This window comes from Paenibacillus sp. 1_12, assembly GCF_900114475.1.
Lineage (GTDB): Bacteria > Bacillota > Bacilli > Paenibacillales > NBRC-103111 > Paenibacillus_S.
In genome coordinates this window covers 558420-570235 of the sequence record NZ_FOTE01000002.1, presented here as the reverse complement: position 1 = coordinate 570235, position 11816 = coordinate 558420, and the positions used below count along the sequence as shown (strand labels likewise).

General features: G+C 45.9%; 10 protein-coding genes. 8 read left to right on the top strand and 2 right to left on the bottom strand.

The genetic code is table 11. The features are described 5' to 3' along the window. Positions 1-57: 57 nt before the first annotated feature. On the bottom strand, positions 58-765 hold the full coding sequence (locus tag BM210_RS06555; protein WP_091165823.1) for a hypothetical protein: 708 nt from the start codon (positions 763-765) through the stop codon (positions 58-60). A 157-nt stretch (positions 766-922) separates the two neighbouring features. Between BM210_RS06555 and BM210_RS06550 the strand changes: the two genes are divergently transcribed. Together BM210_RS06550 and BM210_RS06545 are read left to right on the top strand one after the other, a co-directional pair. Next, the gene (locus BM210_RS06550; RefSeq protein WP_091165820.1) at positions 923-1657 is read left to right on the top strand and encodes a response regulator transcription factor; all 735 of its coding nucleotides are present in this window, start codon (positions 923-925) and stop codon (positions 1655-1657) included. After that, positions 1635-3086, top strand: a complete 1452-nt coding sequence (locus tag BM210_RS06545) for a sensor histidine kinase (protein WP_091165819.1) — start codon at positions 1635-1637, stop codon at positions 3084-3086. Before BM210_RS06550 ends, BM210_RS06545 begins: the two co-directional genes overlap by 23 nt. A 200-nt stretch (positions 3087-3286) precedes the next feature. Here BM210_RS06545 and BM210_RS06540 read toward each other — a convergent pair whose 3' ends face one another. Then, positions 3287-4087, bottom strand: a complete 801-nt coding sequence (locus BM210_RS06540) for a helix-turn-helix domain-containing protein (RefSeq protein ID WP_091165817.1) — start codon at positions 4085-4087, stop codon at positions 3287-3289. A gap of 277 nt (positions 4088-4364) precedes the next feature. Here BM210_RS06540 and BM210_RS06535 point away from each other — a divergent pair, with 277 nt between their 5' ends. From BM210_RS06535 to BM210_RS06505, 6 genes are all read left to right on the top strand, one after another. Then, the gene (locus BM210_RS06535) at positions 4365-6014 is read left to right on the top strand and encodes an extracellular solute-binding protein (RefSeq protein WP_177237663.1); all 1650 of its coding nucleotides are present in this window, start codon (positions 4365-4367) and stop codon (positions 6012-6014) included. 91 nt (positions 6015-6105) lie between these two features. Further along, entirely contained in the window at positions 6106-7041 is a 936-nt protein-coding gene (locus BM210_RS06530; RefSeq protein WP_256223273.1) for an ABC transporter permease, read from the top strand. Between the two features lie 30 nt (positions 7042-7071). Continuing rightward, a complete protein-coding gene (locus BM210_RS06525) occupies positions 7072-7947 on the top strand; it encodes a carbohydrate ABC transporter permease (protein ID WP_091165813.1) in 876 nt (291 codons plus the stop codon). 43 nt (positions 7948-7990) lie between these two features. Next, entirely contained in the window at positions 7991-9172 is a 1182-nt protein-coding gene (locus BM210_RS06520; RefSeq protein ID WP_091165810.1) for a TolB-like translocation protein, read from the top strand. A 367-nt stretch (positions 9173-9539) separates the two neighbouring features. After that, positions 9540-10829 (top strand): Gfo/Idh/MocA family protein, encoded by a 1290-nt coding sequence (locus tag BM210_RS06510; RefSeq protein ID WP_091165806.1) that lies wholly within the window; start codon positions 9540-9542, stop codon positions 10827-10829. Between the two features lie 46 nt (positions 10830-10875). After that, on the top strand, positions 10876-11814 hold the full coding sequence (locus BM210_RS06505) for an ABC transporter permease (RefSeq protein WP_256223328.1): 939 nt from the start codon (positions 10876-10878) through the stop codon (positions 11812-11814). The last annotated feature ends 2 nt before the right edge of the window (positions 11815-11816 follow it).

Below are 11816 nucleotides of genomic sequence, written 5' to 3'. Positions count from 1 at the left end.
TCATATGCCCATAACACTGAATGACTAGTGTTTATGGGCATATTCCTCTAACAATAATTATTTAGCAGTTTCCCATTTAACAATTTGTTCCTTGTAAAGCTTCATCAGCTTGCTAAGTGATTGTCGGATCGCTTCAGCGTCCTTCGATTGAGCCGCTTGTTCCAGATCAATTCTGCCTTTGAATAAAGTGTTATCTGCTGTAACGGTAGCAAGGTTTAAGACTTTCCCGACTTCCTCACTTGGGGATACAGTAGCATTCCCGACTTCGACTTGATCCAAGTCATAGCTGATTGCTGGAATAGAGGCAACAGATGTGATTGTTTCGAATTTAATATCAGCTGGATTCGGTAATTCTGCAGGATCGCCTTGGACCATAACCTCTACAAGCCTGCTCATGGGAATTAACTTAGTGCTGGAAGCGCTAGTCACCTGAAACGTATTATCATCGGAGAGGGTTCCGACACTGGCAACTGGGGTAGCCATTGTACTGAAGACTCCACTTTTCTGAAGCGCCCCTTCATATTGGGCTAAGGTTGTTTGCCATTCACTAACAGTGTCCGGTGCATAGGTTGCAGCCAGATCCAGAGGATCAACTAGCTTATGGCTAGCTATAGCGGGAATGGCTTTAATCTGGGATATGGAAATCGTTGATGAGGAGAGGGTTGCCGCAGACTCACTGGCAGCACTCGCATAGATAGGACTGGCAGCAACAGACAACAGCAGGGTGGACAGGGCAATTTTTTGAACAATCAGTTTGTGATTCAAGATTCAACACTCCTTGGTTTGTTTTGTCTTACAAGTTCTAGTTTAGAATTTAAGTGTGGCAGAAGATTGGTTAAATTGTGGAAAAACAATGGCATTCTCCCTATATCCATCGAAATCTTAGTATAATTAAGAAGAGACTGGATAGGAGGTCATACAAATGAACAACTATTTGATTGCCGTTGTAGACGATGATCATCATATACGTAATCTGGTAGAAGCGTATTTACAAAAGGAAAATTATCAAACCATTGGATTGGAGACTGCCGAGGAGGCGTGGACGTTATGGAGAACGAACCCACCGGATATGTGGGTACTAGATATCATGCTGCCGGGGATGGACGGATACGAATTTTGCAGGAAGATTCGAAATGAAGCGGAGGTGCCGATCATTATGATTTCCGCTCGTGACACTGAAGTCGATATCATCCTCGGTCTGGAGCTTGGAAGCGACGATTATTTGGTCAAGCCTTTTAGTCCGCGTGAACTGGTGGCCCGCATCAAACGGCAGCTTCAACGAGGACACAAGTTAAAAAATATGGATGATGACAGTAAAAATGCTGCTGAGCTTCCGCAGATCATCGTTGGCCGACTTCAACTGATGTTGGAAGAAAGGCGCGCATTTTGGCAGGGGGAAGAGGTAGAGATGACGCTGAAGGAGTTTGCGCTTCTTAAGGTGCTCGTCGAGCATCCGAATCGCGCCTTTACGAGAGACGAGCTGCTAACCATGGTATGGGGAGATGATTATTTTGGTAGCGAGCGGGCTGTGGATCATTTGATCAAACGCTTGCGCAAAAAAATCGGCCAATTGCCTGTCGAATCGGTTTGGGGACATGGCTACCGCCTAAGAACAGATGGAGGTGAGTTCAAGTATGAAACTGGTTCATCAAATTAATTTGGCTTTCGGCCTCCTGCTTTTCCTCGTGCTGACCGTAACTGCAATAAGTATTCACTTTGTACTACTGGATCACTTTATAGGAGCACAGAAAGAAGATATGCAAGCAATGGGAGGGCTGATGAAAGCTACACTGGAGCAAGAAGCCTTTCAGATGACCATGGCAGATACGATACAAGTTGGCACAATGCCAAGGACGTCCACAGGCATCACTTCCCTAGCTGCTGTTCCTGTCACGGGTATTGATGCCATCATCACAGATAATATGGGGAATATTGTATCTGGCGTGATTCCGGTTGCTCCGGTTAGTCCTGTTAGTCCTCTTAACTCAGTCAGTTCGATCAGTTCGATGAAAATAGGGAGAGCTACCGCTATTGATGCTCCTGCTCTGCAGGAACTTACAACGGCTTCAAACCTGCAAAATATATGGGATGGAAGAGACGGACGCTTCATTACTACCGTAAACGCCATTCCCCAGGGAACCTTGACGCTCATAACACCAGTGAGTAAAATCACAGCTATTGAACAAGCGCTTTTCGGCAGGCTGCTTATTGTATTGGGTGTTGGTGGCGCACTTATGTTCCTGTTGAGCTTATTTATTACGAAGAAGCTGATTAAGCCGCTGATGAGATTACGGGAAGAATTGAAGAAAGTGAAGGAACGCCGTTTTTCAGAGGTTCAGCTAATCAGAGCCGGGGGCGAGCTCGGTGTTGTTGCCCATACTGTGTATGATCTGGCTGAAGAACTGGAGAGGTACAGCCGGGTACAGAAGCAATTTTTTCAAAATGCGTCTCACGAGCTCAAAACTCCGCTCATGTCTATATCGGGATATGCGGAAGGCATTCGTGACGGCATTTTTGAAGGGGAGAGTGTCCGCAAAGGCTTGGACATTATTCTCAGCGAGAGCGGCAGGTTAAAAAACATTATTACGGAAATGACACTGCTAGCCAAGCTGGATAGTGAAGAGAATATATTCCAGTCGGCAAAGGTTAGTGTACAGGATATGCTGACGGAGACGATTGAACGCATCACTCCGATGCTGGTCCAAAAAGGATTAACCATGCGCATCGTGTATGGGGAAGGTAAAACCGATAAAATGACGATTGCTGCTGATCGGGATAAGCTACTACAAGCTCTGTTGAATGTGCTCACGAATGCAACGAGATATGCGAACAAAGACATATGTATACATGCCGCGATCCATCAGGATAGGGTTAAGATTTCTGTTCTCGATGATGGAGCAGGAATACCGGAGGACCTGCTCCCTTATCTGTTTCATCGTTTTGTAAAAGGCAAGGGAGGGGAAAATGGACTTGGGCTCGCCATCTCCCGCGCAATTGTAGAGCGCTGTGGCGGACTTATCAGAGCTAATAATCGGGAGGAAGGAGGGGCTGTGTTTACGCTCGATTTTCCAACAGCAGTTTCCTAACTACTGTTGCCTTGTTGGAGCTTTCCATCTTGTACGCAGCTGCTGTTATTTGAATCGCAGTCCATATAGTATCAGCGAGCCTTCAGCGCCACTTTGATAGTGAGGTTGAAGGTTTTTTTGATCTTAGGTGGGCTGGGCTCAAGTTGGATTACCTGTTAGCTGCAGTCAGGATTGTTTCTTTCCTCTCTCAGCATTGATCGTTATTTGGCCCAATTTTTATGCTTTCGATATTCGGTGGGACTCATTTTTATTTTTTGCTTAAAAAAATGCGAAAAGTGTGAGGGATCATAAAAGCCAAGCAGCTCGGAAATGTTCTCAATCGTGTAGTAGGAAGCGCTCAAGAAAGAGCAGGCCTTATTGATTCTAAGCTGATTGTAGAGATCGATCACGCCGCAGCCAAATTCCTTTCGCACCAGCCGCTCCAAATGTGATTGACTGATGGCCAGCTCCTTGGCAACATCGCTCAGTTTGATTTTTTGGTTTAAATTTTTGTTGAGAAACGTTAGTAAATGATTTTTAAAATTGATTTCGGTTCCGTTCATGATCATTTCCACACAGGCCACTATGACACTGTCCAAAATATTGGCTATTTTGATTTTTGACAGCTTGGTAAACCCTCTGCATTCCTTCTCCAGCACTGGCAGAACATCGAGAAAATCGCTGTAATCCAAGATAACGAAATCCGGAAGGTACGCATCCAGCAGCCCGATCATCCCTTTACTATCCTTCTCCGTTTGCAAATTGGTCCCAAACTGGTAATAGCCAGTTGTCGATCTTAATGAATGCGGTTGGAATGGAGGGGTCACGCAAATCTGCCCCCGCTTTAATGTATATTCCTCTCCTCCAATGGTGAACAGCAGGAGCCCGTCAATCACAAAAATAAATTGGTAGTAGCTGTGATGATGCTCGGCCATACTCCAATTCGGGCCACGGTTATAGAAATTCACTTCCTCGTAAGGCTCCGAAATATTCAGAACCAGAATGCTATCATTCTTTTCCATATCCTTTGAGCTGCCTCCTGCCAAATATAGATTATGAGCGAAATATACAAGTATTTGATCTGATTGTCAATAGTGGGATAAAGAGAAACCATATATAATCTAAGTATCAAGAAACGACAGCGTCAAGATGAAACGGCGTGATTATACAAACTTTTATTCAAACACATCTACATGTGCAAAGGGAAGTGATACAGAGCACTTCATGTAAACGCCATCATGAGGAATCTGCAGTAAGGGGTCAGTAGAGGATTGCTTTATCATTTTGAGGAGGATGAACATGTCTACTAAAAAGTTTGCGCTTTTAGTCGTTACCCTGTTGTTGACAACTACTACTGTGTTGGCAGGATGCACAAGCAGCAATACCGCAACACCAGCCGCCAATCCACCTGCTGCGAAGCCTGGAGATAGTACCGCTGCACCGCAAGCCGGCACGATGATTTCGGATAAACCGTTAACGGTTACAGGCTGGACTGATTTTATACCATCACCAGGCTCAACCGGCGTCAGCAGCTACAGTGATCAGATACTGTGGAAGGAAATTGCGAAGAAAACAAATATTTCTGTAAAGTGGGAAACGACAGCAGCCCCGGCTGCAGATGAGTTCAAGCAGCAGCTGGGATTGATCATGGCTTCTGGAAAAATTCCCGATATTATCGGACACATTGATCCGCTGCTGGCTGATCAGTATGGTCGTCAAGGCGCGCTTCAGCCGTTGGAGGATTTGATCAAGAAAAATGCGCCCAATCTCCAGAAAATTCTGGACAGTACCCCTGCGGTTAAAGGCCAAATCACATCACCTGACGGACATATTTATTTTTTTCCGAGATTGCTGCTTGACCCTCGTACGCAGGCATTTGCAGGCTATATGATTCGGGGTGACTGGCTGCAAAAGGTGGGGATGAAAGCGCCGGATACGACAGATGAATTGTATCAAGTATTGAAAGCGTTTAAAGAAAAGGACCCGAACGGAAATGGCAAAGCAGATGAAATTCCGTTTACTGACAATCCGAACCCGATCATCTGGGCATTTGGTGTCGGGAGCAGGGGGCCGAACAGCACGGACGATTTCTTTATCGAGGACGGCAAAATTAAATACGGGCCAACCGACTCACGCTATAAGGATGCCCTGCAGTATCTGAACAAGCTGTATAGCGAAGGCCTGCTGGACCCTGAATACGAAAAGATGAAAGGGGATGTGCGTGACGGCAGAATCATGAACGAGCAGTCCGGCTTCATCTATGGTTCCAATGCAGGCTATTTGACCAAATATAACAAAATGCTGCAGGGTGCAGGCAAAACTCCGGGCTTTACCGCATTAGCGGCTCCGAAAGGACCTACAGGGGAGCGTAATATTCTCGGCAAACATAATGAAATCGATCCCGGTCGCGGCGTTTCCATATCAAGCACCACGAAAAACGCAGTCGAGCTGACAAAGCTGATGGATTACTTTTACTCGAAGGAAGGAGCTACCCTGCTGTACTTCGGTGCGGAAGGCGATACGTATACGTTAAAGGATGGCGTTCCGACCTACACGGATAAGGTCATGAACGATCCGAAGCTCGATATCCTTGGATACCTAAATACGTATGTTGGTTTTGTCAGCGGCTGGCCTTCCTCGCAAATTCCAGAGCATTATCTGGCTACGTTAAGTGATGAAGGAAAGAAAGGCAACGCACTGGCTGTACAGTATGCCGGCAAGAAGAAGGTACCTGCGCTTCACTTTACTCAAGACGAGCTGAACGAGGTGCAAACGCTACAAAGAGATATTAATACGTATATTGATGAAAATATGAATGCATTCATACGTGGTAAGAAGCCTTTCAGTGAATACGACGTCTTCCAGGCAGGCCTCAAAAAGATCGGTTCAGATAAGCTGGCTGAACTGTACAGCAAGGCTTATACACGGTTTACTGCCGCACTGAAATAAGCGTAAGTCAGAAGTAAGGGTGGCTCAGGCGAAACGCAGGAAGGATTGTCTCCTTCCTAACGGCCCTGTTAACCAAGGAGGTGCAACGAACTTGGCAAATACCGCAGTACAGCGAAAATCCGGGATGTGGCTGCGTAGTAAAATGAAACGGAATATGGTGTTGTACCTGTTTCTCGCACCCGCTGCGATCTATTATTTATTATTTCATTACGCGCCAATGTACGGCACGCTAATCGCCTTTCAGGATTACAATCCGTTCAAGGGAATGATGAGCAGTCCTTGGGTAGGATTCAAGCATTTTCAAGCTTTCTTTGATTCAATCTACTTTTATCGTTTAATTCGAAATACGCTGCTGATTGGGTTGTACACAATATTATTTGGGTTTACGATTCCAATTGTATTCGCCTTGCTGCTGCATGAGGTGAGAAATTCGAAATTTCGTAACGTGATCCAATCGTTCAGCTATTTGCCCCACTTTATTTCAACGGTGGTTGTAGCCGGCTTGATCGTTAACTTCTTGTCGCCCTCAACAGGATTTGTTAACGGGATCATCGAGTTTTTTGGCGGCACCCGGATTGACTTTTTACGTGAGCCGAGCTGGTTTCGGACGATTTATGTGTCGTCAGGCGTATGGCAGACCGTCGGTTGGAGCTCGATCATCTATTACGCCTCGTTAACGGGAATCAGTCCCAGCTTGTATGAAGCTGCAGAAATGGATGGTGCGAGTCGCTTAGGTAAAATCTGGCATATTTCTCTTCCCGGCATCAAGCCGACCATTATTACGATTTTGCTGCTCGATTTGGGGCGTGTGATGGACGTAGGTTTTGAGAAAGTATTTTTGCTGTACAGCTCCGCTACCTATGAAACAGCAGATGTGCTGAGCACTTATGTGTACCGTGCCGGTTTGGTGCAGCAGCAATACAGCTTCGCATCCTCAGTAGGTTTGTTCAATTCCTTTCTGACGTTCGTATTTATTATTGTGTGCAATCGGTTGGCCCGGCGACTCAGCGGCTATTCTCTATGGTAACCGAATTTTTTGAAAGCGGGTGGATGAAAGATGAGTCGTATATCGAAGAAAACAAGTGGAGTCGATATCGTGATTTATGCGCTGTTGGCACTGACCGCTATCCTGTTTATATATCCGTTTCTGTACATTATTTCAGCCTCCTTCAGTGATCCGGCTCAGGTCATAGCCAATCCGATGCTGATCATTCCGGTCGGATTTACGCTGGGGGCTTATAAGCTGCTGTTGTCCACAGGTACAATCTGGCTCGGTTATTATAACAGCATCTTGTACACCGTTGGTGGAACGGCTTTGAATGTAACCGTCACTTTATTGGCTGCTTATGCATTATCGCGTCAGGAGTTGACCGGAAGAAGAGTAATCATGTTCTTTATCGTCATCACCTTGTTTTTCAACGGAGGCATGATTCCTACTTATTTGATTGTCAAATCACTCGGCTTGCTCGATACGCGTCTGGCTCTTATTGTAACAGGGGCTGTGACGACCTGGAACCTGCTGATTACAAAAACTTTTTTTGAAATGAATATTCCCCAGGAGCTGCGTGATGCAGCCGAGGTCGATGGTGCGTCTGAGCTTACTTTTTTCAGAAAAGTCGCTTTGCCCTTATCAAAGCCGATTATTGCGGTTATTGCCTTATTTTATGGCTCAGGGCATTGGAACGCTTATTTTAATGCGCTTATTTATTTGCGTCAGCGTGATCTGTTTCCGCTGCAGGTTTATTTAAGAGAAATTCTGATATTGGACCAAAACACGGAGATGATGGGTGACGTCAGCGATGGTCGTGTACTGGTGGCGCTTACGCTGAAATTCGCCGTGATGGTTGCTGCGATTGCACCTCTGCTGCTTGTATTTCCGTTTGTGCAGCGCTTTTTTGTAAAAGGTGTATTAATTGGAGCATTAAAGGAATAGCCAGCGCTGAGTGCTGGGAACTAGAGGAGACGGAGGCTTTACAATGGAGATAGAGAAAATAAACAATTTGACGGTGGCTGTAAACAAATTAACGGATGGGGAAGGGCATTATTTTTACGGTTATTATGACAATCCGTCCTGGAGCGGAGATGATCGTTACCATTTATATACAAAAGTGAAATTCTGGGATCGTTTGCAGGTCAAGACAGATATTGCCGAACTGGGGATGATTGAGGTAGCGACCGGACAGCAAATCCCGCTTGCAGAAACAACAGCGTGGAATTTTCAGCAGGGGACGATGCTGCAGTGGCATCCGCTTGCACCTAACGACGAAATCATTTTTAACCAGCAAACGGATGATGGGATCAAAGGCGTTGTGATGCATGTTCACACGAGAGAGCAGCGAATTCTGGAGCGGCCAGTAGTGAATGTCGATCCGACAGGAAAATACGCGCTTAGTGTCAATTTCAGCCGTATGTATGATTTTCGCCCAGGCTATGGCTACGAGGGCACTCCCGATCCGTTCGCTGATATGCCGCATCCTGAGAATGACGGGATTTTCCTTATTGAGCTGGCTACAGGTACTAGTGAGCTGGTGTTGTCTTTACAGGAGATTTGGGATTTTACGAATCATTATTTCGCAGGTGAAGATCAGAAGATCATGATCAATCACATCAATTTTAATACGGATGGAACGCGGTTTGTATGTCTGGTGAGGAATTTTCCTGTAGACGGTAAAGGCTGGAAAACGGCAATACTTACGGCTGACCATGATGGTTCTGACCTATTCCTGCTTTCCGATTATGCCTACGCTTCCCACTATCATTGGCGCGACCCGCAGCATCTGGTTATCTATTCAAGTGGATTGGAAGGCTCGACAGCAGGCGTTCAGTTGTATGAATTGAAGGATAAAACAGATCAGGTCACGCTATTGGATGACCTATTCTTTTTGAAAGACGGCCATTGCTCTTATTCGCCTGACCGGACCCTTATGCTGTATGATAGCTACCCCGACGAGGACAGCTACCGTCATTTGTATTTGTATGATTTGGTTAACAGGAAAGGCGTGACGCTTGGCTCGTTTTATTCATACCCGAATGTAACCGGAGATTATCGCTGCGACCTGCACCCCAGATGGAACCGAGCCGGAACAGCGCTTTCGTTCGATTCCACACATGAAGGGAGCCGTCATATTTATACCGTGGAGGTCACGGGCGTATTTTGATGAATTCTGCAGCAGCACGTGAAACATTTTTTTCATGTACGAATCTAACAATATGCGAAGGGCAGCCGTTGATGGCTGCTCTTTTTGTTGGTTCAACAGCTTCTAACAGCAGCGGATCGGCATGATCTATAAAGATTATAAAAGTGGGCATTAAAGATTATAAGCGCTCAAATAACGGCTATACATAAGGGAATACAGGAAGATTGGCAATTGTCGCTTTCCGGATTGTATCTATTTATCGGGTTATTCTTAATAATGAAGACAGCTTCACCGACAGGGTCCGATATAATCGAATCCAACCAAAAGACTCTGGTAGCACAGGCAAGCGGCTATTATGATGAAGTGACTATTAAGATAGAGGTGCTGAATGAAAAAAAAGTATGCAATTTGCGGTGTTAGTAATCGAAGCCTGAAGATGTTTATTGGACCGATGCTTTCGACATTTTCCAATCAAGCAGATATCGTTGGGCTGCTCGATATTGATTCTAGAAGGTTTGAGGTATGTAAGAGCAAATACCCGGAGCTAGCCGATGTGCCGGAATTCGGAGCCGATGCTTTTGATAAAATGATCGCAGAAACGAAGCCTGATGTCATTATTGTGACGGGACGTGATGATACGCATGTCACCTATATTCTGAAGGCGCTGGAGCATGATCTGGATGTGCTGTCCGAAAAGCCTATGGCGACAACCGGTGCTGATTGCCGACGTATTATGGATGCGGAGTCCGTGAGCAAGGGTAAGGTAACGGTTGCCTTTAATTACCGCTATGCGCCTATTCACAGCCGGATCAAAGAATTGGTGCTGGAAGGAAAGATAGGCCGAGTGACATCTGTCGATCTGAACTGGTATATCGATACGTACCATGGAGCCAGCTATTTCAAACGGTGGAATCGGGTCAGGGAGCATTCGGGGGGATTATCCATTCACAAAAGCTCGCATCACTTTGATTTGGTCAATTGGTGGACAGGGCAGCAGCCGGTAGAGGTATTTGCGTTCGGCGCTCTCAATTATTATGGACCCGAAGGTGAGTTGAATCCGAAGAAAGAGGACGGACGCCATTGTTCCACCTGTGAGGTCAAGCCCGACTGCGATTATTACATGCGTTGGTCGTCACGGGGCAAGGAGGTTCATGTAACGGATGACCATATCGGAGCTGTCGGCGCCGCAGATGCTCAAGCTCCCTACAGCGAATACCGGTCGGATGCCTGTATCTACGATTCACAAATTGATATCGAGGATACTTATTCCGTTAACGTCAAATATAATGGCGGTGCGCTGCTCACTTATTCAGTCAACTTCTCACTGCCTTATGAAGGCTATCGGCTTGCGATTAATGGTACAAAAGGCCGTATAGAATCGATGGAATATCATTCCTCCGGCAGGGTTCCGTTTCCAGTACCTGTGCAAACGATCGATTACTTCCCATTGTTTGGCTCTAAAGAAACGATTCATGTCGTTCATAGGCAAGGTGGACATGGAGGTGGAGACCCTACGCTTCTGGAGGACATTTTTCTCGGTCCCGATCCGAAGCGACCGTATGATATTTTATCCGGTTCGATAGATGGTGCCTATTCGGTTGGTACAGGAGAAGCAGTTTGGAGATCCGTCAAGGAGAATCGTCCTATTCGCATCGCGGATGTGCTTGCCCCATCTTAAGTAGTAACTATCAGAAAGGAGGGCGTTGGATTTGAAATCACAAGTGATGAACGGAACAGCCAACGGTTTGGGCCGCAAGACAAACTTGTTCTGGAGCCGACTCATCAAAGGTCGTTATTTGTATATGATGGTTGCACCTGGCTTGCTGTATTTTGCCATATTTAAATATTTACCGATGTGGGGGGTCATGATTTCATTTAAGGATTACCTGCCTTATCGGGGCTTTTGGAACAGTCCTTGGGTTGGCTTTAAGCATTTTGACCGTTTTTTCCATGATCCGGTGTTCTGGCTGCTGCTCAAAAACACTTTTGTGCTGGCGATTTATAATATTGTCTTTTTCTTTCCGATCCCGATATTAATCGCATTGATGCTGAATGAGCTGCGCGTGGAATGGTTCAAGCGATACATTCAGACCGCAGTGTACATTCCCCATTTTGTATCGTGGGTTGTCGTTGTCGGTATGGTGTACACTTTTTTCTCGTCCGAAGGCGGGATTTTTACGAATATGCTCGTCAATGCGGGTTTTGGTAAAATTAATTTTCTAATGTCCAACGACTGGTTTAGGCCGATGATCATTCTGGAAGTTATCTGGAAGGAATCCGGTTGGGGTACTATTATCTTTCTGGCTGCACTGTCAGGAGTTGACCCTACATTGTATGAAGCTGCCAAAATGGACGGTGCAGGCCGGATGAAGCAGCTGTGGCACATAACCCTTCCTGCTATTCGCAGCACCATCGTCATTTTGTTCATTTTAAGACTCGGCAGCTTTCTGGATACAGGCTTCGAGCAGGTTTTTCTGATGCTGAATTCGACGAACCGAGAAGTGGGCGAAGTATTCGACACTTATGTGTACGTCAATGGTGTCCAGCAAGGGCAGTTTAGCTTCAGCACCGCTGTCGGTCTGTTTAAATCACTAGTAGGCTTATGTCTGGTAGTTGCCGCTAATAAAGCAGCCAAGAAAATTGGCGAGCAAGGTGTATACTAAAT